Annotated in this window: 19 protein-coding genes; 3 read left to right on the top strand and 16 right to left on the bottom strand. The window is 70.1% G+C overall.

Features of this window, described 5'->3' with window-relative positions; translation table 11 throughout:
• Positions 1–573: 573 nt before the first annotated feature.
• Complete coding sequence (locus AC07TY_RS13310) at positions 574–4,455, bottom strand: DNA-directed RNA polymerase subunit beta' (protein ID WP_494785652.1); 3,882 nt, start codon at positions 4,453–4,455, stop codon at positions 574–576.
• Positions 4,456–4,500: 45 nt separating this feature from the next.
• Positions 4,501–7,992, bottom strand: coding sequence for a DNA-directed RNA polymerase subunit beta (gene rpoB, locus AC07TY_RS13305; RefSeq protein WP_123506917.1), 3,492 nt, complete (start codon positions 7,990–7,992; stop codon positions 4,501–4,503).
• A 637-nt stretch (positions 7,993–8,629) separates the two neighbouring features.
• On the opposite strand from rpoB, the gene AC07TY_RS13300 reads away from it, so the two are divergent.
• Positions 8,630–9,373, top strand: coding sequence for an endonuclease domain-containing protein (locus tag AC07TY_RS13300; RefSeq protein WP_494785651.1), 744 nt, complete (start codon positions 8,630–8,632; stop codon positions 9,371–9,373).
• Positions 9,374–9,519: 146 nt separating this feature from the next.
• Here the strand turns inward: AC07TY_RS13300 and AC07TY_RS13295 are convergent, their stop codons facing one another.
• Complete coding sequence (locus tag AC07TY_RS13295; protein ID WP_494785650.1) at positions 9,520–10,143, bottom strand: LysE/ArgO family amino acid transporter; 624 nt, start codon at positions 10,141–10,143, stop codon at positions 9,520–9,522.
• 68 nt (positions 10,144–10,211) lie between these two features.
• Here AC07TY_RS13295 and AC07TY_RS13290 point away from each other — a divergent pair, with 68 nt between their 5' ends.
• Complete coding sequence (locus AC07TY_RS13290) at positions 10,212–11,093, top strand: LysR family transcriptional regulator ArgP (protein WP_494785649.1); 882 nt, start codon at positions 10,212–10,214, stop codon at positions 11,091–11,093.
• Here the strand turns inward: AC07TY_RS13290 and AC07TY_RS13285 are convergent.
• The 6 genes from AC07TY_RS13285 to AC07TY_RS13260 form a co-directional block, all read right to left on the bottom strand.
• Complete coding sequence (locus AC07TY_RS13285) at positions 11,080–11,850, bottom strand: SDR family NAD(P)-dependent oxidoreductase (RefSeq protein WP_488625384.1); 771 nt, start codon at positions 11,848–11,850, stop codon at positions 11,080–11,082. The two genes, AC07TY_RS13290 and AC07TY_RS13285, sit on opposite strands and share 14 nt — an antisense overlap.
• Positions 11,851–11,873: 23 nt before the next feature.
• Complete coding sequence (locus tag AC07TY_RS13280) at positions 11,874–13,124, bottom strand: sensor histidine kinase (protein ID WP_123506912.1); 1,251 nt, start codon at positions 13,122–13,124, stop codon at positions 11,874–11,876.
• A 159-nt stretch (positions 13,125–13,283) separates the two neighbouring features.
• A complete protein-coding gene (locus tag AC07TY_RS13275) occupies positions 13,284–15,023 on the bottom strand; it encodes an Ig-like domain-containing protein (protein ID WP_494785648.1) in 1,740 nt (579 codons plus the stop codon).
• A gap of 201 nt (positions 15,024–15,224) precedes the next feature.
• The gene (locus AC07TY_RS13270) at positions 15,225–15,884 is read right to left on the bottom strand and encodes a response regulator transcription factor (RefSeq protein WP_494785647.1); all 660 of its coding nucleotides are present in this window, start codon (positions 15,882–15,884) and stop codon (positions 15,225–15,227) included.
• Entirely contained in the window at positions 15,881–17,053 is a 1,173-nt protein-coding gene (locus AC07TY_RS13265) for a sensor histidine kinase (protein WP_494785646.1), read from the bottom strand. The genes AC07TY_RS13270 and AC07TY_RS13265 overlap by 4 nt, the downstream gene beginning before the upstream one ends.
• Before the next feature lie 8 nt (positions 17,054–17,061).
• Entirely contained in the window at positions 17,062–17,562 is a 501-nt protein-coding gene (locus tag AC07TY_RS13260) for a hypothetical protein (protein WP_488625380.1), read from the bottom strand.
• Positions 17,563–17,682: 120 nt separating this feature from the next.
• On the opposite strand from AC07TY_RS13260, the gene AC07TY_RS13255 reads away from it, so the two are divergent.
• On the top strand, positions 17,683–18,534 hold the full coding sequence (locus AC07TY_RS13255) for a spermidine synthase (RefSeq protein WP_488625379.1): 852 nt from the start codon (positions 17,683–17,685) through the stop codon (positions 18,532–18,534).
• A gap of 156 nt (positions 18,535–18,690) precedes the next feature.
• Here the strand turns inward: AC07TY_RS13255 and AC07TY_RS13250 are convergent, their stop codons facing one another.
• The 7 genes from AC07TY_RS13250 to fliP form a co-directional block, all read right to left on the bottom strand.
• Positions 18,691–18,945 (bottom strand): carbon storage regulator, encoded by a 255-nt coding sequence (locus tag AC07TY_RS13250; protein ID WP_494785645.1) that lies wholly within the window; start codon positions 18,943–18,945, stop codon positions 18,691–18,693.
• A 147-nt stretch (positions 18,946–19,092) separates the two neighbouring features.
• Complete coding sequence (locus AC07TY_RS13245) at positions 19,093–20,094, bottom strand: hypothetical protein (protein WP_494785644.1); 1,002 nt, start codon at positions 20,092–20,094, stop codon at positions 19,093–19,095.
• Between the two features lie 15 nt (positions 20,095–20,109).
• Entirely contained in the window at positions 20,110–22,173 is a 2,064-nt protein-coding gene (locus tag AC07TY_RS13240; protein ID WP_123506904.1) for a flagellar biosynthesis protein FlhA, read from the bottom strand.
• Entirely contained in the window at positions 22,170–23,321 is a 1,152-nt protein-coding gene (locus AC07TY_RS13235; RefSeq protein ID WP_494785643.1) for an EscU/YscU/HrcU family type III secretion system export apparatus switch protein, read from the bottom strand. Before AC07TY_RS13235 ends, AC07TY_RS13240 begins: the two co-directional genes overlap by 4 nt.
• Positions 23,321–24,082, bottom strand: coding sequence for a flagellar biosynthetic protein FliR (locus AC07TY_RS13230; protein WP_488625374.1), 762 nt, complete (start codon positions 24,080–24,082; stop codon positions 23,321–23,323). Before AC07TY_RS13230 ends, AC07TY_RS13235 begins: the two co-directional genes overlap by 1 nt.
• Entirely contained in the window at positions 24,082–24,357 is a 276-nt protein-coding gene (gene fliQ / locus AC07TY_RS13225) for a flagellar biosynthesis protein FliQ (protein WP_123506901.1), read from the bottom strand. Before fliQ ends, AC07TY_RS13230 begins: the two co-directional genes overlap by 1 nt.
• Entirely contained in the window at positions 24,357–25,184 is an 828-nt protein-coding gene (fliP, locus tag AC07TY_RS13220) for a flagellar type III secretion system pore protein FliP (RefSeq protein ID WP_370454120.1), read from the bottom strand. Before fliP ends, fliQ begins: the two co-directional genes overlap by 1 nt.
• Positions 25,185–25,452: the final 268 nt, after the last annotated feature.

The following is a 25,452-nucleotide window of genomic DNA, read 5'->3' as shown; positions in this document are numbered from 1 at the left end:
CAGTGCGGGGGTGGGCCTTTCGGCGGACTCTGCTGCGAGACCGACGGCCGATCGGCGTGAAGCCCAGCCCCTCGTAGAGGCCGGTCGCGCCTGACGGGTCCGCTCCGACCAGTCCGGGCCGGACGCCTGAATCCTGAGCGCAGGAACGAGGGCGACCTCCTCGACGCCACCTGCGAGGTCCCTGCTCAGCTCGAGCCACCACCGTCGCTTCCCGAAGTCGTGACGCTCGAAGAGGTCCAGGATCCACCTGGCACGCGCATCAGCGTGGGTGAGGGCCCAGCCGGGCAGGGTCCGCTCGCTCGTTGCGAACTGCTCCTTCGCGCGCCCCACCTGCCCGCGCAGCAGCGCCGTGCCGATGCCCTCGCCGCGACGGTGTCGCACTCCGGGTCGAACTCCTCGAGCGTGAACACGAAGTCCGGGTGGTCGACGAGCCCGGCGGCTTCGGAGCGGCGCATGCGGCGCCAGGTGACCGGAGGGAGTTCCTGCGAGTGTGACGGATGCGCTCGGGCAGACGCAGGAAGGCCCCGCCACGCAGTGCGTGACGGGGCCCTCCCTGTGGAGCGGTGGTGCTGACTAGCTGTAGCTGCCCGGCGTGAAGTCGTCAGACGAGAACGAGTCGAAGTCGACGAAGCTGAGGTCAGCCTCGTTGAACGACGCGTCGTCGGTGAAGACACGGTTCGGGTAGCGCTCGGCCTTCGCCTCTTCGGTGGCCTCGACGGCCACGTCGCGGTAGCGGCTGAGGCCGGTGCCGGCCGGGATCAGCTTTCCGATGATGACGTTCTCCTTGAGGCCCATCAGCGGGTCGCTCTTGCCCTCCATGGCGGCCTGCGTGAGAACACGCGTGGTCTCCTGGAACGAAGCGGCCGACAGCCACGACTCGGTCGCGAGCGAGGCCTTCGTGATGCCGAGGACCTCCTGGCGAGCCGAAGCCGTCTTCTTGCCCTCGGTGAGAGCGGCGCGGTTGATCTCGTTGTACCGCATGCGGTCGACGAGCTCACCCGGCAGCAGGTCGGTGTCGGCGTGGTCGACGACGGTGACCTTGCGGAGCATCTGACGGACGATGACCTCGATGTGCTTGTCGTGGATCGGCACGCCCTGCGAACGGTAGACGTCCTGGACGCCGCCGACGAGGTGCTGCTGGACCGCACGGACGCCCTTGACTCGCAGGACCTCCTTGGGGTCGACCGCACCGGCGATGATCTGCTGGCCGAGCTCGACGTGCTGGCCGTCCTCGATGAGGAGGGTCGAGCGCTTGAGCACCGGGTAGATCACCGGCTCGTCGCCGTTGTCGGGCGTGAGGATGACGCGACGCGAACGGTCGGTGTCTTCGATCACGACACGGCCGGCGCTGTCGGCGATGGGCGACGCACCCTTGGGGGTACGAGCCTCGAAGAGCTCCGTCACGCGGGGAAGACCCTGCGTGATGTCGTCCGCCGAAGCCGAACCACCGGTGTGGAAGGTGCGCATGGTCAGCTGCGTGCCGGGCTCGCCGATCGACTGGGCCGCGATGATGCCGACGGCCTCTCCGATGTCGACGAGGTTGCCGGTCGCGAGCGAACGGCCGTAGCACTTCGCGCAGACGCCGACTGCCGACTCGCAGGTCAGGACGGAGCGGACCTTGATGGTCTCGACACCGGCCGCGACGAGCTCGTCGATCAGGACGTCTCCGACGTCAGCGCCCGCCTCGGCCACGACAGTGCCCTTGGGGTCGACAGCATCGGCAGCGAGGGTACGGGCGTAGACCGTGTTCTCGACCGTCGCGTCACGGACCAGGACGCCGTCGGCGCCTGGAGCCGCGATCGGCATCTCGAGACCGCGCGTGGTGCCGCAGTCGTCTTCGCGGATGATGACGTCCTGCGACACGTCGACCAGACGACGCGTGAGGTAGCCCGAGTCGGCCGTACGGAGAGCGGTGTCGGCCAGGCCCTTGCGTGCACCGTGCGTGGCGATGAAGTACTCGGCGACCGACAGACCCTCGCGGTACGAGGAGATGATCGGACGAGGGATGATGTCACCCTTCGGGTTGTTCACCAGACCACGCATACCCGCGATGTTGCGGACCTGCAGCCAGTTACCACGAGCACCCGACGTCACCATGCGGTTGATGGTGTTGTCCTTCGGGAAGTTCTCGCGCATCGCGGCGGCGACCTCGTTGGTCGCCTCCGTCCAGATCTTGATCAGGTCGGCGCGACGCTCGGCGTCCGAGATCAGGCCCTTGTCGAACTCGCCCTGGACCGCTGCGGCCTGCTTCTCGTAGCCCGCCACGATCTCCGGCTTGCGCGGAGGCGTGAGGATGTCCGAGAGCGCCACGGTCACACCGGAACGCGAGGCCCAGTAGAAGCCGGCGTCCTTGATGTTGTCGAGGGCCGCGGCGACAGCCACCTTCGGGTACCGCTCGGCGAGGTCGTTGACGATCGTCGAGAGGACGCCCTTGTCGGTAACCTCCTGGACGAACGGGTAGTCCTCGGGGAGGGCCTCGTTGAAGATGGCACGGCCCAGCGTGGTCTCGACGAGGGTGGTGTCACCCTCGACGTAGCCCGCGGGAGCCTCGCCTGCGGCGAACGTCAGACCCGGGATGCGGATCTTGACGACGGCGTTGAGGTCGAGCGAGCCCTGGTCCTTGGCGAGGATCGCCTCGGACACGGACGAGAACGCACGGCCTTCACCGGTCGCACCCTCGGTGACGGTCGTCAGGTGGTGCAGGCCGATGATCATGTCCTGTGCGGGCAGGGTCACCGGACGGCCGTCTGACGGCTTGAGGATGTTGTTCGACGCCAGCATCAGGATGCGGGCCTCGGCCTGCGCCTCGACGCTCAGCGGGAGGTGCACGGCCATCTGATCGCCGTCGAAGTCCGCGTTGAAGGCGGCGCAGACGAGCGGGTGGAGCTGGATGGCCTTGCCCTCGACGAGGAGCGGCTCGAACGCCTGGATGCCCAGACGGTGCAGCGTCGGCGCGCGGTTCAGCAGCACGGGGCGCTCGCGGATGATCTCCTCGAGGACGTCCCACACCTGCGGGCGCGAACGCTCGACCATGCGCTTGGCGCTCTTGATGTTCTGAGCGTGCGACAGGTCGATCAGGCGCTTGATGACGAACGGCTTGAAGAGCTCGAGAGCCATCTGCTTGGGCAGACCGCACTGGTGCAGCTTCAGGGTCGGCCCCACGATGATGACCGATCGGCCCGAGTAGTCGACGCGCTTTCCGAGCAGGTTCTGGCGGAAACGACCCTGCTTTCCCTTGAGCATGTCGCTCAGGGACTTCAGGGCGCGGTTGCCGGTACCCGTGACGGGGCGGCCGCGGCGGCCGTTGTCGAACAGCGCGTCGACGGCCTCCTGCAGCATGCGCTTCTCGTTGTTGACGATGATCTCGGGGGCGCCGAGGTCGAGCAGACGACGAAGACGGTTGTTGCGGTTGATCACACGACGGTAGAGGTCGTTGAGGTCGGAGGTCGCGAAGCGACCACCGTCGAGCTGCACCATCGGGCGCAGCTCCGGCGGGATGACCGGGACGACCTCGAGCACCATGGCGGCCGGCGAGTTGCCGGTCGACAGGAAGGAGCTCACCACGCGCAGGCGCTTGATGGCGCGGATCTTCTTCTGACCCTTGCCGTTCGCGATCTGGTCGTGGAGGATCTCGGCCTCGGCCTCGAGGTCGAACGACTGGAGGCGCTTCTGGATCGCCTCGGCGCCCATGTGGGCCTCGAAGTAGATGCCGAAGCGGTCCTGCAGCTCGTGGAAGACGGCGTCTTCGGGCTTGAGGTCGCCGACCTTGAGCGTGCGGAAGTCCTCCCACACGCGCTCGAGACGGTTGATGTCCTCGTCGAACGCCTTGCGCGTCTGCGACATCTCCTTCTCGGCGCCGTCCTTGGCACGACGCTTCTGGTCGCTCTTGGCGCCCTCGGCCTCGAGAGCCGCGAGGTCGTCCTCGAGCTTCTTTAGGCGGTCGGCGATGCGGCTGTCGCGCTGCGACTCGAGCTGCTTGATCTCGAGGCGGAGCTCGTTCTCAAGGCCCGGCATGTCGGCGTGACGACCCTCGTCGTCGATCGAGATGACCATGTAGGCGGCGAAGTAGATGACCTTCTCGAGGTCCTTCGGCGCCATGTCGAGCAGGTAGCCCAGACGCGACGGAACACCCTTGAAGTACCAGATGTGCGTGACGGGGGCGGCGAGCTCGATGTGGCCCATGCGCTCACGACGGACGGAGGACTTGGTGACCTCCACGCCGCAGCGCTCGCAGACGATGCCTTTGAATCGGACTCGCTTGTACTTGCCGCAGGCGCACTCCCAGTCGCGGCTGGGTCCGAAGATCTGCTCTCCGAAGAGGCCGTCCTTCTCGGGCTTCAGCGTGCGGTAGTTGATGGTCTCCGGCTTCTTGACCTCACCGTGCGACCAGGCGCGGATGTTCTCGGCAGTGGCGAGACCGATCCGCAGCTCATCGAAAGTTGTTGCTTCGAGCAATGTGTATCCCTTTTTAGAAAAGTGTCGACGTTGTCGGGGGTGGGCTTAGATCTCGTCGATGTTCGACGACTCGAAGCGGGAGGAGATGTTGATGCCGAGCTCTTCCGCAGCGCGGAACACCTCGTCGTCGTTGTCGCGCAGGCTGACCGTCTGGCCGTCGGCAGACAGCACCTCGACGTTCAGGCAGAGCGACTGCATCTCCTTGATGAGCACCTTGAAGCTCTCGGGGATACCGGGCTCCTGGATGTTCTCACCCTTGACGATCGCCTCGTAGACCTTCACGCGGCCGAGGATGTCGTCGGACTTGATGGTCAGGAGCTCCTGGAGCGCGTACGCGGCTCCGTAGGCCTCGAGGGCCCAGACCTCCATCTCACCGAAGCGCTGGCCACCGAACTGCGCCTTACCACCCAGCGGCTGCTGCGTGATCATCGAGTACGGACCGGTCGAACGGGCGTGGATCTTGTCGTCGACCAGGTGGTGCAGCTTCAGGATGTACATGTAGCCGACCGAGACGGGCTCCGGGAACGGCTCTCCCGAACGACCGTCGAACAGGCGCGCCTTGCCGGACGAGCCGATGAGGCGCTCGCCGTCGCGGTTGACCAGGGTCGAGTCGAGCAGGCCGGCGATCTCGTCCTCCGACGCACCGTCGAAGACCGGGGTCGCGACCTTCGTGCCGGGCTCGGCCTGACGGGCGTGATCGGGCAGGTTGTTCGCCCACTCCTGGATTCCGTCGACGTTCCAGCCCTGCTTGGCGATCCACCCGAGGTGGATCTCGAGCACCTGGCCGAAGTTCATTCGACCGGGCACGCCCAGCGGGTTGAGGACGATGTCGACGGGGGTTCCGTCGGCGAGGAACGGCATGTCCTCGACCGGGAGGATGGTCGAGATGACGCCCTTGTTGCCGTGACGACCGGCGAGCTTGTCGCCCGCGGTGATCTTGCGCTTCTGGGCGATGAACACGACCACGCGCTGGTTGACGCCCGAGCCGAGCTCGTCGTCGCCGTCCTGCGAGTCGAACACCTTGACGCCGATGATCGTGCCCTGCTCGCCGTGAGGCACTTTCAGGGACGTGTCGCGGACCTCGCGGCTCTTCTCGTTGAAGATCGCGCGGAGCAGGCGCTCCTCGGCACTGAGCTCGGTCTCGCCCTTCGGCGTGACCTTGCCCACGAGGATGTCGCCGGGGCGGACCTCGGCGCCGATGCGGATGATGCCGCGCTCGTCGAGGTCGGCCAGCAGGTCCGGGCTGACGTTGGGGAGGTCACGGGTGATCTCCTCCTTGCCGAGCTTCGTGTCGCGGGCGTCGACCTCGTACTCCTCGATGTGGATCGACGAGAGGGTGTCGTCCTTCACCAGGTTCTGGCTCAGGATCATGGCGTCTTCGTAGTTGTAGCCCTCCCACGGCATGAACGCCACGAGGAGGTTCTTGCCGAGCGCGAGCTCGCCGTTCTCGGTCGCAGGACCGTCGGCCAGGACCTCGCCGGCCTCGACGCGCTGACCGGCGTCGACGATCACGCGGTGGTTGTACGACGCACCCTGGTTCGAGCGGTCGAACTTGCGCAGGTAGTAGTCCTGCGTGCCGCCCTCGTCGAGCTGCACGGTGACGACGTCGGCGGAGACCTCGAGGACCACGCCGGCCTTGTCGGCGGTGACCACGTCACCGGCGTCGATGGCCGTGTAGCCCTCCATGCCGGTTCCGACGAGCGGCGACTCGCTGCGGACCAGCGGGACGGCCTGGCGCTGCATGTTCGCACCCATGAGGGCGCGGTTCGCGTCGTCGTGCTCGAGGAACGGGATGAGCGACGTCGCGACGGAGACCATCTGGCGCGGCGAGACGTCCATGTAGTCGACCTCGGCCTTTGCGACGAGCTCGACCTCTCCGCCCTTGCGGCGGACCAGGACCTTGTCGTCGGCGAAGTGGAAGTCGCCGGTGAGGGGCGCGTTGGCCTGGGCGACGATGAAGTCGTCCTCCTCGGACGCCGTCAGGTAGTCGATGTTCGCCGTGACCACGCCGTCAACGACGCGACGGTATGGGGTCTCGATGAAGCCGAACGAGTTGATGCGGGCGAACGACGCCAGCGAGCCGATCAGACCGATGTTCGGGCCTTCAGGGGTCTCGATGGGGCACATGCGGCCGTAGTGCGACGGGTGGACGTCGCGGACCTCGACGCCGGCGCGCTCGCGGCTCAGACCACCGGGGCCGAGGGCCGAGAGGCGGCGCTTGTGGGTCAGACCCGAGAGCGGGTTGTTCTGGTCCATGAACTGCGACAGCTGGCTCGTTCCGAAGAACTCCTTGATCGCGGCGACGACGGGGCGCACGTTGATCAGGGTCTGCGGCGTGATCGCCTCGATGTCCTGCGTGGTCATGCGCTCGCGGACGACGCGCTCCATGCGGGAGAGACCGGTGCGGACCTGGTTCTGGATCAGCTCGCCGACCGCGCGGATGCGACGGTTGCCGAAGTGGTCGATGTCGTCGATGTCGAGGCGCAGCTCGACGGGCTTGCCGTCGCGGGTGCCGGCGATCGTCTTCTGCTCGGCGTGCAGCGACACGAGGTACTTGATCGTGGCGACGATGTCGTCGACGGTCAGGACCGAGTCGGTCAGCGGCGCGTCCATGCCGAGCTTGCGGTTGATCTTGTAGCGACCCACCTTGGCGAGGTCGTAGCGCTTCGGGTTGAAGTAGAAGTTGTCGAGGAGCGCACGCGCAGCCTCGGCAGCGACCTGCTCGCCGGGACGGAGCTTGCGGTAGATGTCCTTGAGCGCCTCTTCCTTCGTGAGGATGGTGTCCTTCTCGAGGGTGGCCTCGATGGACGCGAAGCCCTTGAACTGCTCGGCGATGTCTTCGGAGGTGAGGCCGAGGGCCTTCAGGAAGACGGTGACGCTCTGCTTGCGCTTGCGGTCGATGCGGACGCCGACCTGGTCGCGCTTGTCGATCTCGAACTCGAGCCAGGCTCCGCGGCTCGGGATGATGCGCGAGGAGTAGACGTCTTTGTCGGAGGTCTTCTCGGGCGTGCGGTCGAAGTAGACGCCGGGCGAGCGGACGAGCTGCGACACGACGACGCGCTCGGTGCCGTTGATGATGAACGTTCCGCGTTCGGTCATGAGCGGGAAGTCGCCCATGAACACCGTCTGGGTCTTGATCTCGCCCGTGAGGTGGTTCATGAACTCGGCGTTCACGTAGAGGGGAGCCGCGTAGGTCTTGCCGCGCTCCTTGCACTCGTCGATGGAGTACTTGGGCTCTTCGAGCTCAGGCGCGGTGAACGAGAGCTGCATGGTCTCGCCGAGGTCCTCGATCGGGGAGATCTCCTCGAAGATCTCCTCCAGGCCCGAGTTCACGGCGAGGTCGGTGCGGCCGGCAGCTTGGCCATCGGCGAGACGCGCCTTCCACACGTCGTTGCCGACCAGCCAGTCGAAGCTCTCCGTCTGAAGCGCCAGCAGGTCGGGGACCGTCAGCGTGTCGGTGATCTTCGCGAACGACAGGCGCGATGCGGCGCGGCCGTTCTTGGGTGAGTTGGTTTGTGCGTTGGGCGCAGCAGCCAAGGAAACTACCTCCATGGACACGAGGTCCTATGTCGTCTGTTCGGACAGTACGTTGTGTGTATCGTCGAACCCACCAGGTGCCAGGAGGCCGAGACCTCGGACAAGACACCACCTCATCGCGGGCCCTTCGCAGGGCCGCCTCGAGGAGCCTCAGACGACCGCAATATGACGGCTGAAGGCATGGGGAGCGCAAAGGTCAACTATATGCGGCTCCGACGCGCCCTGTCCAGTGGCATCGTTGACCTTTTTCGCGATCCCCGGTATAAGCCTCGGTGCGCAGCGTGCGTTCCGCCCCCTTCGCCCCTCTCCCCCCTCTCCCGAAAATCAAGGAGATTTTCCCTGGGGGGAAGGCGTTGACCCGGATCGGCAGGCCATAGCGCGCAGTTTCTCCTTGAAATTGCTGGGCGGGGACTGTCCACAGCTTCTGAGCGGCGCCCCGTTGTCCACAGGGACGTCGTTCCGGGGCTGAACGACTTGCAGATCCGGGCACAGTCACTCCATGGATCCAGGACTCGACATCGCCTTCCGCAGCCTGAACGGCCTCGCACGACGAGCAGAGCTGTTGAGGGCAGGCGCACCAGCCGACAGTTTCGGGCCCGCATGGGCCGCCGGCGAGATCTTGCGAGTACGTCACGGCGTGTACGCGCGTCCGGGACTCCCCGAGCCGATCCTTCGCGCCGCCCGGATCGGCGGCGTCTTGGCGGCCGCGTCGGCCGCGCCGTTCCTGGGGCTGTGGAAGCCGCCGCACGAAAGGCTGTTTGCGAGCGTCCGCCCGGGCGCCATGGGGCTCCGCGATCCTGACGATGCGACTCGCGCCCTCGACCGGATGCGAGACGACGTCGTCGTCCTTCACGATGGCGGACGACTCCGACCCGGCGCCCGACTCCACGTCGATGTGCGGACCTGCGTGCGGCAGACCGTGCAGCTGGAGTCTCCTGCGTTCGCCCTGGCTATCCTCAACTCGGCGCTTCGGGCAGGGCGACTCGACGCCGACGACCTCGCGTGGCTGACTACGTCGGCGCCCGTTCGCTGCCACCCGGTGCTCGCCGCTGCGGACCGCCGGGCCGAGTCCGGCACCGAATCGGTCATGATGTGGAATCTGCGCTGTGCGGGCATCGCATTCGAGCCCCAGGTCGTACTCGACGGTGGTGAGCGCGTCGACTTCGTGGTCGGCCGACGAGTCGCAGTCGAGTGCGTCAGCGTCGAGCACCATGCGGGGACGGCCCACTACTCGAAGGATCGCCGACGTATCGCATCGATCGTCCGACAGGGCTATGTCGTCCTGGAATTCACGTACGACCAGGTTCTCTACGACTGGCCGATGGTCATCGCGACAATTCGAGCGGCCATCGAGCGGGAGTACCTGGCCAACGCCCTCTAAGCCTCCGGCTCCCCAGAAAATTCAAGGAGATTATCCATCGGCTCGGCCGGTCTCAGAGGCGGCCCGGGCGCCCTGGCAATAATCTCCTTGAATTTCGGGGGCCGGAGGCGAGGGCGGAGGCGAGACGAGGGCGGGGAGGGGAGGGCTCAGAGGCCGAAGGCCAGCCGCAGGCCGAGCCCGACCATCACGCACGCGATGACGGCGTCGAGCACCCGCCAGGCCCCCGGCCGCGCGAAGACGGGGCGGAGCAGGCGCGCACCGAACCCGAGGCTGGCGAACCAGAGGCACGACGCCGCGAGCGCGCCCCCGGCCCACCACCACCGCTCGTCGGGGCCCTGCTGGTTGGCGACCGAGCCGAGGAAGAGGATGGTGTCGAGGTACACGTGGGGGTTGAGCCAGGTGAGGGCGACAGCGGTGGCGACGGCGGCTCGGAGGGGGCGGTCGCGAGTTCCTGCGCCCGGGGCCAGAGCGGCGGGTCGGATGGCGCGGCGTGCGGCCAGGAGGCCGTACCCGACGAGGAAGGCCGAGCCGATGACGCGGATCGCGACGAGCGCGACGGGGGCGGCCTGCACGAGGGCTCCGATGCCGAGCACGCCGGCGAGGATCAGCACGGCGTCCGACAGCGCGCAGACCAGCACGACGGCTGCCACGATCCGGAGCCGGCCCTCGATGCCGATGCGCAGCACGTAGGCGTTCTGCGCTCCGATGGCGATGATGAGCGAGAGGCCGGTGGCGAGGCCGAGGAGCGCGGGCAGGAGCGTTGTGGTCACGAGGTGACGCTAGGGGGCATGAGCGATTCAGTACAGCTAAAGATTCTCACTCTGCATAAGCTGAGCTAATGCACCGCGACCAGCTCGAGACGCTCGCCGCCCTGATCGACGAGGGCACCTTCGAGGCGGCCGCCCGGCGCCTGCACGTGACGCCGTCGGCCGTCTCGCAGCGGGTGAAGGCCATGGAGCAGGCGGCGGGCCAGGTGCTCGTGCGCCGCACGTCGCCGGTCGAGGTCACCGAGTCGGGGGCCGTCGTGCTCCGCCATGCGCGCCAGGTCGCTCTGCTCGAGGCCGACACGCTCCGAACCCTGGGCGCAGGAACTGGCGCCACCGCCGTCGCCCTCGCCGTCAACGCCGACAGCCTGGCCACGTGGTTCCTCCCCTGCCTGGCGGGGCTCGGCGGCCGCGTCACGCTCGACCTCCGCCGCGAGGACCAGGAGCACACGGTGGGCCTGCTGCGGTCGGGCACGGTCATGGCCGCCGTGACGTCGACGCGCGAGGCCGTGCAGGGGTGCTCGATCGAGCCGCTCGGCGTGATGCGCTATCGCGCGGTGTGCGCCCCGCGCTTCGGCGCGGCGCACGGGCTGCCGGGCACCCTCGAGTCGGCGCCGGTCGTCTACTTCGACCGGGACGACGACCTGCAGGAGGCGTTCCTGAGGCGGCGCGGACTGCTGGTCGGAGCGGCGCCGCGGCACTACATCCCGACGTCGGACGACTTCGCGCGGGCGGTCGCGCTGGGGTTCGGCTGGGGCCTGCTCCCCGAGCAGCAGTGCCTCTCGCCGCTCGAGGACGGCTCGCTGATCGAGCTCGCCCCCGACGAGCCGCTCGACGTGGAGCTCTTCTGGCAGCGCTGGAACCTGCGGTCGGAGACCCTGGACGCCGTGTCGGACGCCGTGCGGGCCGGTGCCGCGGCGGCGCTCCGGCCACCAGCGGGGATCAGCGCGGGCTGACCACCTTCTGCGCCGCCCAGAGCGCGACCTTCTTCGGCAGCAGCCGCACGCCGACACGGGCGAGCACCGCGTTCGAGACGCCGTCGACGACGCTCGGCTGGTCGCGCGCCAGGGCGCGCTTCGTCGTGTCGATGAGCTGCGCGGTCGTGCGCTTGGACCTCGCGAAGTCCTCGCCGGCCACGTCGAAGAACGGCGTCTCGGTGGGGCCGGGGCAGAGGGCGAGCACTCGCACGCCGGTGCCCCGGGTCTCGTGCCAGAGCGCCTCGGTGAACGACAGCACGTAGGCCTTGGTCGCTCCGTAGACGGCCATCAGCGGCAGCGGCTGGAAGGCGGCGTTGCTGGCCACGTTGATGATCGTGCCGCTGCGGCGCTCGATCATCGCGGGCAGGCAGCGCTGCGACAGCTCGGTGAGCACCTCGCAGTTGAGGCGGATCTGGTCGGCGAGACGGTCGGGGTCGGCCTCGGCGACGGGGCCGTGCGTGCCGAAGCCGGCGTTGTTCAGGAGGAAGTCGACGTGCAGGCCCGCGGCGGCGACGTCGGCCGTCAGCTCGGCGGCCGCGTTCGGCGCGCCCAGGTCGCGCGCCATCACGGTCACCGCGACCCCGGACGCGGCGCGGATCTCGCCGGCGAGCGTCTCGAGCTTGTCGGCGGAGCGGGCGACGAGCACGAGGTCGAGGCCGTCGGCGCCGAGGCGGCGGGCGAACTCGGCGCCGATGCCGGTGGAGGCCCCGGTGATGAGGGCGGTGCGAGAGGTCATGGTGGCCGATGCTACCGGCGCGGTCAGACCCGCACCGCCATCGCCCGATCGGCGGGCTCCGACTCGCTGGCCCAGCGCAGGGTGACGACGGTCCCGTGTCCGGGCGCGCTCGTGATCGCGGCGACGCCGCCGATTCCGTTGACACGCTCGAGGATCGACACGCGGACCCCGAGGCGCTCCGACTTCACCGACGTGTCGTAGCCCGCGCCGTCGTCGGCGACGACGATCTCGGCGACGCCCCCGACAGCGCGCACCTGGATGTAGCGCGACGCTCCGTCGCCCGCGTGCTGGCAGCTGTTGACGACGGCCTGGATCGTCGCGTCTCCGAGGGCTTCGGCGATGTCGGCGGGCAGGAGCATGGCGGGGACGAGGCGGGCGTCGCTGATCTCGGCCTCCGTGTCGAGCTGGGCCATCGCCTCGCGGATCCGCTCGTGCACGTCGATGAGCGGGACGGGCAGATCGGCCGCGCCGTGCCCGGCCATGGCCTCGCCGAGACGGTCCATGCTGGTCTTGGCCATGGCGGCGGCGAGAGACCGGGCCCTCGGCGTGTCGGCCTTGCCGGCGGAGATGAAGGCCGTGAGGACGCCGTCGTGCACGATCGAGTCGACCTGCACCCGCTCCAGCTCGGTGGCGTGCTGGCGCACGGCCTCGCTGTAGCGGCTCACGGCAGCGCTCTGGGCGATGTCGACGCTCTGCGCGGCCCTCCGCAGGAGGCTGACGAGGATCAGCACGGCGGCGCCGAGCACGATGGCGTAGCTGGCGTCGAGTGCGGCCTGACCGGGTGCGACCCCGCCGCCGGCAGGCGTCTGCCTCACGTAGAAGAAGAGGCCGGGGATGATGAAGAGGTAGGCGGTCGCCACCCACGTGCTGAAGGCGAAGACCGCAGCGGCCAGCACCATGTTGCAGACGTACCAGAGCCACGGGCCGCTGGGCTGGACCTGCGTCAGATCGGGGAACGCGAACGGCCAGGTGGCGAGAGCGACGACGAAGACGACGCAGGTGATGGAGGCGACGTACGGGACGAAGCGTCCGACGAAACCGGCGACCACCAGCACCAGGAACGACCCGAACACCAGCACCAGCATGAGCAGCGCCCAGCTCGGCCGCAGCGACGGCGACTGGGCCATGGCGATGGGCACGGCCTGCGCCCCGAAGACCAGCGACATGATCGAGAGGCTCCGCTCCAGCACGCGCTCGACGGCCAGGCCCGTGACGGGCTTGGAGGGTCCGCGCCGCTGCGGGGTGGGGGCGTCGTTCGACTCCGGGAGGGACATGACGTGTTCTCGATCAGGGCGGGTCAGAAGCGACGTCGAGGCGAGACGTCGAGGGAAGACTAACCGGCAGGCGTGGCCCGGTGGAGGGCCGGGCGCGAGAACACACGCTAATTGGGGGTACGGGTTCCGGGCCGCGGGGGACGGCCCGGAACCGAGGTGCTACTCCTCGTCGAGACGGCCGGCCGCGGAGCGGCGACGACGCGCGATGACGGAGAGCAGGAGGCCGAGGCCGAGCAGCACGAGGACGCCGGTCAGCGGGGTGCGGACGTCGGTTCCGGTGTAAGCCAGGGCGCCGGTCGCGACCGGGGTCGCAGTGCCGCCGAGGGTAGGCGTCAGGCCGGCCGCGGCCGGGGTGACCGGGACGACGACGACGGGTGTCGTGGGCGTGCCGGGGGTGACGGGCGTGGTGCCGCCGCCGGCCGGAGGCGTCGTGCCGTTGCCGCCGTTCGGGCCGGTGGGCGTGACGGCGTTGACTCGGGCGAAGTACGCGTTCGAGCTCGTGACCGCGGTGCCCGACGTGACGCCCGTGCCGGTCACGGTGCCGACGTCCTGGTGGTCGATGTCGCCCGATCGCACGCCGCTCAGGTCTGCGGTGCAGGTGAACGAGGCGCCCGGCGCGAAGCGGCCGGCCCAGGTGGTGCCGGTGGCGGGCCCGCCGAGCGGCGAGAAGTCGCAGCTCAGGCCGGTCACCGTGCCGTTGGCCACGACGTCGTCGACGACCGAGACGTCGCGCAGCGGGTCGGTGCCGGTGTTCGTGACCTTGTAGACCAGCGAGGCGGTCCCGTTCGTGGCGAGGGTGACCACGTCGGCGGCCGTGTCGGCCGCGTTGCCCAGGCTGTCGCCCTTGACGATCGAGACGGAAGCCGTCGGGTTCGTGCCGGCGCCCACGCCGCCCGCGGCGGCCTGCGAGATGCTGGCGAAGCCGCGCTGGGTGCGCGTCGCTCCGGCGACCGTCGTCGCCACGGTGCCGACGTTGCTGAACGTCTGGGCCGCGGTCTCGGAGCCCGTCGCCTCGCGGAGCGAGACGCGGATGCTCACGCGGTAGGCGTGATCGGCCGCGGCGGCGGGCCAGGTCGCGGTGTAGCCGGCCTCGGTGCACGACTGCGAGGCGGGCACTGTGGTGGTGATCGAGGCGATGGTGGTGGTGCCGGGGGTGAAGGCGACGTCCTGGTAGCGGATGGTCGAGCAGTCGTAGAACCAGTTCTGGCCGGTCGGCACGGTGTCGCTCGAGACGGCGCTGTCGAACGGTCCGACCGGGGTGTCGAGCCACCACGCCAGGAAGTCGACGGGGTTGGTGTGGCCCTGATCGGCCGAGGTGAAGGCGCGCGACTTGATCGGCACCGAGCGCGTCGACACCGAGCCGGGGCGCGTGATGACGGTGGTGAACGAGACGCCGTCGCCGGTCACGGAGGTGATCGGGGTCGACGCCCCCGGCGGCACCTGCACGCTCGAGTAGTCGGAGGTGACGAAGGCGGTGCCGTGCGTGTCGAGGTGTGTCGACGCGTAGTCGGTCAGCGTGAACGTGATGACGACCGGCGAGGTCGACGAGAGCGCCGCAGTGGCGACGACGGCGCCGCCGTCGGGGTCACGGAGCGCGAAGTCCGAGGGGAGGTTGCGGAGCACCGAGCTCAGCGTCAGCGTGAACGTGTCGCCGGCCTGGGCGTTGTCGGGCACCTGCCAGTCGATGCTCGTGGTCAGCTGCTGGCCGGGAGCCGGCGTGGTGGGCGTGACGGCCACGTTCGTGATCGCGCCGCTGATGACGGCGGCGCTCGCCGGGGTCGCGCCGAGGGCGATGCCGGCCGCCGCCAGCAGCGGCACGGCCGCCAGGGCGACGACTCGGCGCCATCGAGCCAGTCGGGTGACAGGGCGTGCGGGCACAGGGAGGCGCAGAGAAGACATGCAGGACCTTCGGGATCGGGTGTCGACGCGAACCTGCCCCCGGGCGTCACGCAGCGCCGTCTCCCAGCGGTTGGGGCCGCGGAGATCTGGCCTGGGTGTGCGTGACCGACGTGATCAAGGGGCGTCTTCGCGCCGTCGGATAAAAGCCAACCTAACCCCCGAACGGGGTACACCACCAGCCTCTTCCGGAATGCGCAGACCTCACGAGAGCGCCAGCGCCATCGCCTGCGCGCGGGTGGTCACGCCGAGCTTCGAGAAGATCGCGTTGACGTGCGCCTTGACGGTGGCGACGCTGACGAACAGGCGGGCCGCGATCTCGGGGTTGGCGAGGCCGTCGGCGATCAGCGAGAGCACCTCGGCCTCGCGGGGGCTGAGCACGGCGAAGCGCGAGCGAAGGGACTCGGGGGTGCTCGGCGGCGGCGCTTCCGTTCCTGCGCCCGTGAGACTGGCGACGAGACGCGCGCCGACCGAGGCCGCGAACGTCGCCTGGCCGGCTGCGGTGGCGCGGATGGCGCTGGCGAGCTCGGCGCGCCCCGCGTCTTTGGTGAGGTAGCCGCGGGCTCCGGCGCGGAGGGCGCCGACGATCGACTCGTCGTCGGCGTAGGTGGTGAGCACGAGCACGGCGACGCCGGGGTGCTCGGCGATGATCCGGCGGGTGGCGTCGGCTCCCGAGAGCTCGGGCATGCGGAGGTCCATCAGGATCACATCGGGCAGAAGCTCGGCCGCCAGACGCACGGCCTCGACTCCGTCGCCGGCCTCCCCCACCACCTCGAAGCCGTCGACCAGCCGCAGCACGGTGACCAGGCCGTCGCGCACGATCGCCTGGTCGTCGGCCACGAGGATCCGGATCGTGTCGGTCATCGCGCGCCTGCCTCGGGGCAGTCGAGCTCGAGCACGACCGAGAACCCGTCGCCGTCGCGCCTCGCGGTCAGCGTCGACCGGTCGTCGAGCTCGGCCACGCGCGAGCGCATGCCGGGCAGTCCGCTGCCGTCGCCGAGCGGCCCATCCTGCCCGGCGGGGTTCGAGATGACCGCGCGCAGGAACTCCCCGCCCACCTCCCGAGACAGGCTCACCCTCACCGGCGCGCCGGGCGCGTGCCGGCGCGCGTTGCTGAGCGCCTCGCGCAGCACCCCCGCGAGCACCCTGCGGTGGCCGGCGTCGAGGGAGGACGCGCCCTCGACCCCGGACGCCTCGACACTGCCGCCGAGACCGCGGTGCGCCGCCAGCAGGTGCGCCACGGCGTCGTCGGCGTCGAGCGAGCTCGGGGCCGGGTCGGCGGCGGGGTCGCGGAGGGCGGTCACGGCGCGGCGCGCCTCGCCGAGCCCGTCGGCGGCGAGGGTGCGGGCGGCGGCGACGCGGGACGCGGCCTCCTCGGTGCGGCCCGCCTCGAGCAGCGCCTCCACGGCGTCGAGCTGGATGACGAGGCCGCCGAGGCTGTGCGCGAGCACGTCGTGGATGTCTCGGGCCACGGTCGCACGGTCGGCGAGCAGCGACGCGCGCTGATGCTCGCGCTCGAGGTCGAGCTCGCGGGCCAGGAGCGCGCGCTCCCGCTCGGCTGCGGCGACGGTCTGCCGCCGGTTCAGGCCGACGACGATGCCGAGCGCGTAGCCGCCGAGGACGCCGAAGAAGAACGACGCCGGCCTCACCTCGGCCAGGCCGCCGATGACGGTGATCACTGCGCCGAGGGCCGCGAGCAGCGGACCGGCGTAGCGCGAATGCCGCGTCTCGGCCGTGACCGCGGTCACGGCGATGATGGCCGGCGTGACCAGGAGGCCGTCGGTCGGGCCGACCATGGCCGCGCCGCCGGCGACCATGACCAGCGCGGCCAGGTCGCGGAGCAGGTCGACGCGGACGAAGGCCCGCACCGCCCAGATCAGGAGGACGACGAGGCTGCAGCCGATGACGAGCGGCTCGCGGTCGTCCGGGCCGCCGGTGCCGGCGATCACCCAGAACGCGACGACGGCGGCCCCGACGCCGTTCAGCGCGGGGCCGAAGCCCGTGCGGGACGGAGTCGGGGCGGGAGTCGTCACGTCAGCCATCATGCCGTGGCCGTGACCACCCGCGGCATCCGGGAGTCGAGCACGAGCGCCGAGGCGGCGCGGTTCGCGGCGATGGTGAGCAGGATCACGCCCGTCGCCGTCAGCAGGTGGGCGCCGAGGGCGGAGCCGGCCACGTCGATCCCGATCCGCACCGCGATCAGCGCGATCCACAGCGTCATGCCGAGGCCGCCGCTGCGCGACTCGAGGACGTTGCCCTTGTCGTCGGGTGCCGCCGCGCGGCGGAACACCGTTATGCGGCCCATGATCAGGCCGAGGACGACCGCGAACGCGAGCTCGACGGCGATGAGCGTCACGTCGATCGGACCGACGCTGAGGCCCTTGGCCGACGTCGACAGGCTGATGAGGCCGACGATCGCGAGGATCGCGGGCATGCGCCAGACGCGGGCCCGGTCGAAGGGGCGCCAGCGGAGCTGACGGGCGCCGATGTAGACGACGAGTGCGACGCCGACGGCGATGTTGATGAGGAGCTGGACGGTCATGTGCGGGCCTTTCTCTGGGGTGGTTCCAGCTTCGCCGCGCGAGTTCCTGCGCCCCACCACCCCAGGGTGGAGAGGCGTCGCGGCAGGGTGGAAACCGGGCGGGCATGGGAGGCTTGGGCAATGGCCACCCCACCCGAGAACCTCGAGATCACCATCGGCGCAGGCCAGGCCCGGATCGAGCCCGACAAGTACTCCCCCGGCTCGTACACGCTGGTCGTCGACGGCACGCCGCAGTCGCATGTCGACCTCGACGACCCCACCCACCTCGTCTTCGAGTACGTGCGCCGGATCGGCCACGCCATCGACCTGCTGCCCGCCGGCCCGGTCACGGCGCTGCACCTCGGGGCCGGAGCCCTCACCCTGCCCCGCTACGTCGAGGCGACGCGGCCCGGCTCGCGCCAGCAGGTCGTCGAGCTGGAGCAGTCGCTCGTCGAGCTGGTGCGGGCGCAGCTGCCGTTTCCGCGCGGGGCGTCGATCCGGATGCGGTACGGCGACGCCCGCGAGGTGATGGAGAAGCTGCCGGGCGGCCTCCGCGGCACCGTCGACCTCCTCGTCGTCGACGTCTTCGGCGGGTCGCGCATCCCGGCCCACGTCACGTCGCTCGAGTTCTACGAGGCCGCGGCGGCGTTCCTCTCGCCGACCGGGATGCTGGTCGTGAACTCCGCCGACGGAGCCGGGCTCGCCTTCGCCCGCGGCCAGGCGTCGACCCTCGCGACGGTCTTCGAGCACGTCGCCGCCGTCGCCGACCCCGGCACGCTCAAGGGCCGCCGTTTCGGCAACGTCGTGCTGATCGGCTCGCGGTCGCCGCTGCCCGTCGACCAGATGCCGCGCGTGTACTCGGCCGACCCGCTGCCGGCGAAGGTCGTGGCCGGGCGCGAGCTGCGCGACTTCATCGCCGGGGCGCCGGTCGTCACCGACGCGACCGCCGTGCCGTCGCCGGAGCCGTCGCGGTCGGTGTTCGGCGGGCGCTGACCTGCGCCCCGCCCGACGCGCGGCCGCCGCTTCAGAAATTCAAGGAGATTTTTGCGCCGACGGGCTGGGATCCGCATGGGCACGTCGGCTGAGCGCCGAATCTCCTTGAAAATCTGGCGGGCCGGGAAGGGCAGGCTCGGCAGAGTGAGGCGCGGACTACCTCGCGTCGGGGGCGGCCTCGTCGGGCTTGGCGAGCAGGTCGCGCAGCGTCGCCTCGGCCTCGGCGGGCGCGGAGGCGGCTTCGGCGTTGGCCTCGGTCACGGCCCGCACGACCTCCTCGCGCTGCACCTTGATGCCGCGCGGAGCGTCGATGCCGACGCGAATGCCGTCACCGCGGGAGTCGAGGATGGTGAGGACGATGTCGTCACCGATGAGGATCCTCTCCCCCACCTTGCGCGTAAGCACCAGCATCCCGCCAGACTACCGGGCCGCGCGCGCCTGACACGTCGAAACGGCGAAAACACCCCGCCGCGGCGCAGTGCCGGCGCCGATTCGACTGGGCTGCGCCGATTCGGCGGGCCCGGGCCGATTCCGAGGACATGTGCCGATCCCTAGGGCCTACGCGTCGACCCAGCCCAGCGGCAGGCCGAGCTGCCGCACGGTGTCGGGCGTCGACGTCGTCGCGAGGCCCGAGGCGGCGATGCCGTCGGCGTCGATGACGGCGGAGGCCTGCGCGATCCACCGCTCGGTGTCGGCGGGCTTGCGCCCGGCGTCCACGACGAACCAGATCTGGTCGGGCGCGAGGTCCTCGACGACGCCGGCGGCCGTGGAGTCCCAGCCGACGGCGACGATGGTCGCGCGGTCCATCTCGACGCCCGAGGCGCGGGCCTCGAGGGCGCCGCGACGGTCGGTGATGGCGACGAAGCGGCCGTCGGCGCACGAGCCCGCGACCCGGATCGCGGCACGCGTGCGGGTCGAGCCGTCGGCCATGGCCTGGGCGACGGCGACGGTGTCGGGCCGCTCGCCGACGATGACGACGAGGTCGCCCGGGCCCTCGAGAAGGGCCGGCGCGATCGGACGGGGCGCGCTGGCTGCGGCGGCGGCCGCGGCGCGACGGGCCGCACGGGTCGGGAACGCCTGCTGCTGAGCCGCTCCGGGCACCGAGGCACCGGGCGCAGGAACTGGCACGGCCACGTCGGGAGCCACCCCGTTGAAGGCCAGGTCGTCCATCAGCTCCGCGAACGCGTTCGAGCGGGTGGACACCGCCGGCTCGGGCTCCGCCGCCTCGGCTGCGAACATCTCGTCGCCGCCCTCGGCGTCGGCCAGCAGGGCGGCGAGTCCGACGCGCTGGGCGGGGGTCGGCGCGAAGGCGCGCTCGGCGGCGGGGCCGGCGGGGGCGGGCATTTCCTGCGCCCCGGGCTTCGCGGCGGATCGACGGCCCTTCTCGGGCAGCTCGACCGTCGCCTCGACGTAGCGCTTGGAGAACAGGCCGGCGATGCCCAGGCCGCCCGACGTCACGCGCTCGGCGGCGACGATGCGGGCTCTCGGGCCGTGCTCCTCGCGGACGCGCGCGGCGATGTCGTCGAGGCTCTTGCCCTTCAGGACGATCCGCTGTGCCATGCGGCTAGTTTCGCACTAGGCCGCGAGGGTGTCGACGCCGCGGACGACCCCGACGGTCTCGATGGTCGAGTTGCCGGCGGTGGCCTCCTGGTAGTTCAGGACGGGCAGCCCGCCGGTCTGGGCGGACACGAGGCGGCGGATCGCCGGGCGGAGGGCGGGGGCGCAGACGAGGACGGCCGAGAGGCCCGATGCCTCGACGTTCTGCAGCGACGCCTTCAGCGACGACAGGATCATCTCGATGCGGTTGGCGTCGATGAGGATCTGCGAGCCGTTCTCGGACGGGCGCAGGCCCTCGAGGAGCGACTGCTCGAGGCCGGGCTCGATCATGATGACGCGGAGCACGTTGCCGTCGAGGTACTGGGCGGCGAGCGCGGGGCCGAGCGCGGCGCGGGCCGACTCGATGAGGCCCTCGGGGTCGGTCGACACCTTGGCGCGGAGCGTGAGCGCCTCGCAGATGCGGCCGAGGTCGTTGATCGGGATCTGCTCCTGGAGCAGGCCCTGGAGCACGCGCTGCAGCTCGGCCATGCTGAGCATGCCGGGGATGAGCTCGTCGACGGCCGGGGCGTTGACCGTCTTGACGCCCTCGACGAGCACGCGGACGTCTTCGCGGGTGAGGAGGCGAGCCGCGTTGTCGGCGATGATCGACGACAGGTGGGTGACCAGGACCGACACGCGGTCGATGACGGTCGCGCCGGTCATCTCGGCCGAGTGGCGCATCTCGGAGGGGATCCACTTGCCGGCGAGGCCGAACACGGGCTCGATCGTCGAGACGCCGGGGAGCGCGTCGAGGTAGTCGCCGAGGGCGAGCACCTTGCCGGCGGGCGCGGTGCCGCGGCCGGCCTCGACGCCGGCGATCCGGATCGCGTAGGTCGACGGCGGCAGCTCGACCGAGTCGCGGGTGCGGACCGGGGGCACGACGACGCCGAGCTCCATGGCGACCTTGCGGCGCAGGGCGCGGACGCGGCCGAGGAGGTCGTCGGAGGCGCCGGAGACCATGTCGACCAGGTCGGGCGCGAGCTGAATCTCGAGGGCGTGGACGCGCATCTGCTCGAGCAGGTCGTCGGTGGTCTCGGTGGTGGGGGCGGCCGGGGCGATGGCGGCGAGCTCGGCGGCCGCGGCCTCCTTGGCGTTCCGGGTCTTGATGCGCTGGCCGATGATCAGGAGGGTGACGCCGACGACGAGGAAGGGCACGATCGGCATGCCAGGGATGAAGCCCATGCCGATCGCGGCGACGCCGGCGATCATGATCGCGGTGCGCGACTGGGTGAGCTGCGTGGACGCCGTCGAGCCCAGGTCGGACTCCGCGTTGGAGCGGGTGACGATCATGCCGGTGGAGACGGCCATCAGCAGCGCGGGGATCTGGGTGACGAGGCCGTCGCCGATGGTGAGGATGCCGTACTTCGAGAGCGCGTCGCCGATGGCGAGGCCGCCGGAGACCATCCCGGTGGCGATGCCGCCGATCAGGTTGATGATGATGATCAGGATGCCGGCGATCGCGTCGCCCTTGACGAACTTCGACGCACCGTCCATCGCGCCGTAGAAGTCGGCCTCGCCGGCCACCTCGGCGCGGCGCTTCTTGGCGATCTCGTCGGTGATGAGTCCGGCGTTCAGGTCGGCGTCGATCGCCATCTGCTTGCCGGGCATGGCGTCGAGGGTGAAGCGCGCGCCGACCTCGGCCACGCGCTCGGCGCCCTTGGTGACGACGACGAACTGGATGACGACGAGGATCAGGAAGATCACGGCGCCGATGATGACCGAGCCGCCGACGGCGACGTGGCCGAAGGCCTGGATGACGTCGCCGGCGAAGCCCTGGCTGAGCACGAGGCGGGTCGACGCCACGTTCAGGCCGAGGCGGAAGAGCGTCGCGATGAGGAGCAGCGACGGGAAGACCGAGAAGTCCATCGGCTTCTTGACGAACATCGTCGTCAGCAGGATGACCAGCGCGAGCAGGATGTTGCAGATGATCAGGGTGTCGAGCAGGAACGACGGCACCGGGACGACCAGGAGCAGCACGATGCCGACTACCCCGACGGGGACGGCGAGCTTGGGGAGGCCGGCCATTTTTGAGGGTGCGGTCATGCGGGGGCTCCAACGAGGTCGGGGGCGGTCGGTTCTGAGTCGGTGGGGGCGGGGGCCGTGTAGCCGGCACCGCCGGGCATCGTGTGCACGCCCTCGGCGGCGCGCGAGCCGCGCGCCGTGAGGGCCATCACGAAGGTGAGGACGCGAGCGACCGGCGAGTAGAGCTCGACGGGGATCTCGTCGCCCAGCTCGCACGCGGCGTGGAGCGCGCGGGCCAGCGGGATGTCCTTGACCATGGGCACGCCCTCGGCCTCGGCCTTCTCGCGGATGCCGCGGGCGACCTCGCCGGCGCCCTTCGCGACGACGCGGGGCGCCGAGCGGCCGGGCTCGTACTTGAGCGCGACGGCGACGTGCGTGGGGTTGACCATGACGACGTCGGCGTCGGCGATCGCGCTCATCATGCGACCGCGGCTCATCGCCATGGCGCGGGCGCGACGCTGCTGCTTGATCAGCGGGTCGCCGTCGGACGACTTGCTCTCGTCCTTGATCTCCTTCTTCGACATCCGCGTCTTCTTGCGGTTGCGGCGCATGACGACCAGGACGTCGAGGCCGCCCAGCACGAGGCCGGCGGCGACGGCCGCGACGACGAGCGACGAGACGCCGCTTCCGGCGGCGGCCATGAGCGAGGAGAGCGGGAGGTCGGCGTTCATCAGCACCGGCAGGAGGCCCTGGATGACGGTCCACAGCACGAGCGCGACGACGCCGGTCTTGAGCAGCACCTTCGCGCCCTGCCAGAGCGCCTGCATGCCGAACATGTTCTTGATGCCGGCGAGCAGGTTGAAGTGCTCGAACTTCATGATCGACTTCTTGAAGTGGACGCCGCCCTGGACGACCGCGGTGACCAGTACGGCGATGCCGACGATCGCGAGCATCGGGCCCATGACGCCGCCGATCGACGAGAAGGCGTCGAACATGGCCGCGGTGGCGCGCGCCTGCGTCGGGTCCTTGATGACGTCCTGGACGGTGACGACCTGGTGGAGGCCGGCGGTCGTCGCGCGGTCGATGGCACCGGGGATGGCGATGACGGCGGCGGCGACGCCGACCCACGCGCTGAGGTCGGTGGACTTGGAGAGCTGGCCCTTGCCGTGGACCTCCTTCATCCTCTTCTCGGTGGCGTCCTCTGTCTTCTCGCCGGTCTCGTCGGCCATCAGCTCACCGCCCCGAGCATGATGTCGACGGCCTCGCGCGAGAGCGACGAGACGACCTGCGGCAGCGCGACGAAGACCATGCCGGCGAGGCCGAGCGTGATCATGATCTTGAGCGGATAGCCGAGCTGGAACGCGTTAAGTGCCGGCGCGACGCGCGTCAGCAGGCCGAGGCCCGCGTCGGCGAGGAAGAGGATGACGATCAGGGGCCCGGCGATCTGCAGCGTCGACAGGAACATCGACGATGTCGTCGACACCAGCAGCTGGGCGGGGTGCGCCAGGTCGAGGCCGCCCGAGACCGGGATGGCGTCGAACGTGCGGAGCAGGCCGCCGATGACCAGGAGGTAGCCGCCCGACGTGAACAGGAGCACCAGCGAGGTCATCTGGAAGATGCGCGTGAACTGCGCGCCGTTGACCTGCGAGCCGGGGTCGTAGCCCATGGCGAGCTGGAAGCCGCCGAAGAGGTCGATCGCGCTGCCGGCCGACTGGACGGCGGCGAAGGCGAGCCACACCAGGAAGCCGAGGACGGCGCCGGTGACCAGCGACAGGATCAGCGACACGAAGAAGGCGCCGGTCGCCTGCTCGACGTAGCCCGGCACGACGACCGGGGCGACCGCGAGGGCGAGGCCGACACTGAGCATGGCCTTGACGCGGGCGGGGATGGCCGAGTGGTTGAACGGCGGCGCGATCATCAGGAAGGCGACGATGCGGACGCCGGCGAGCATGACGGCCTCGACCGCGCCCATCGAGAAGGAGAGGCCCATCAGGCACCGCCGAGCAGCGACGGGATGCGGTCGAACAGGGTGGTCGTGAAGGTGACCATGGTCGAGATCATCCAGTTGCCGCAGACGACCAGCGCGATGGCGCAGGCGATCGCCTTGGGCACGAACGCGAGCGTGGGCTCCTGGATCTGGGTGATCGACTGCAGAAGCGAGATGGCGAAGCCGACGACGAGGGCCGTGATGAGCACCGGGGCGGCGAGCTTCGCGGCCACCACGAGGGCCTGGACGCCGAGGTCGAGAACGGCTGTGCTGTCCATCAGTTGTAGCTCTCGATCAGGCTCTTGATGATCAGGCCCCAGCCGTCGACGAGGACGAAGAGGAGGATCTTGAAGGGCAGCGAGATCATGACCGGCGGCAGCATCATCATGCCCATCGACATCAGGGCGGCGGAGACGACGAGGTCGATGACCAGGAACGGCAGGAAGATGACGAAGCCGATGATGAACGCCGAGCGGAGCTCCGAGATCATGAACGACGGGATGAGGGTGAGCATCGGCACCGACTCGATGTTCGCCGGGTTGGCCTTCTTGGCCGCGCGGGTCATCAGGGCGATGTCCTCCTCGCGGGTGTGCGCCGTCATGAAGGTGCGGAGCGGCTGCTCGGCGAGCGTGATCGCGTGGGTGAAGTCGATCTTCCCGGCAAGGTAGGGCTGCAGGGCGGCGTCGTTGATGTGGATCAGGACCGGGCCCATGATGAACAGGCTCAGGAAGAGCGCGAGGCCCGCGATGACCTGGTTCGGCGGGATCGACTGGAGGCTGAGCGCGTTCCGCGTCATGGCCAGGACCACGAAGATCTTGGTGAAGCTGGTCATCATCAGCAGCAGGGCCGGCGCGACGCTGAGGAGCGTGAGTCCGAGCAGCGTGACCACGGCCGACGAGGGGGTTCCGTCGGGGCCGTTGATGTTGACCGAGACGCCGCCGGTGCCCGAGGTGGCAGGCGCCGTGGGGCCGGTCGGGGTGACCGGCGCCGTCGGCTCGACGGGAGCGGCGTGGCCGGCGTTCGCCGTCACGAGCACGAAGCCGACGATGAAGACGAGCACGGCGGTGACGACGAGGGCGATGCGGAGCAGGCGCGCGAGGCGGATGCGGCGCAGGGTCTGGCGCTCGGCGGCCGACAGGAGGACCGGGGCGGGGCCGAGCCCGAGGAGCTTGGCGGCCAGGCTGTGCTCGGCGCCCTGGCGGAGTGCCTCGACGAGGGCGGGGCGCGAGTTCCTGCGCTCGCCTCCGAACAGGCGGCCGGATGCCGGACGTGACGCCGGACGACCGGAGCCTGTCGAAGGGCCGGTGCCGCGGGAGGTATCCGGCCCGAAGAGGAAAATGGGCGCACTGGTGGGAGCCGCGGCCCACGTGGAG

Source organism: Frondihabitans sp. GW821-FHT04F02, from assembly GCF_059420045.1.
The sequence above is the reverse complement of the archived record's forward strand: the minus strand, read 5'-3'. Positions and strand labels throughout refer to the sequence as shown.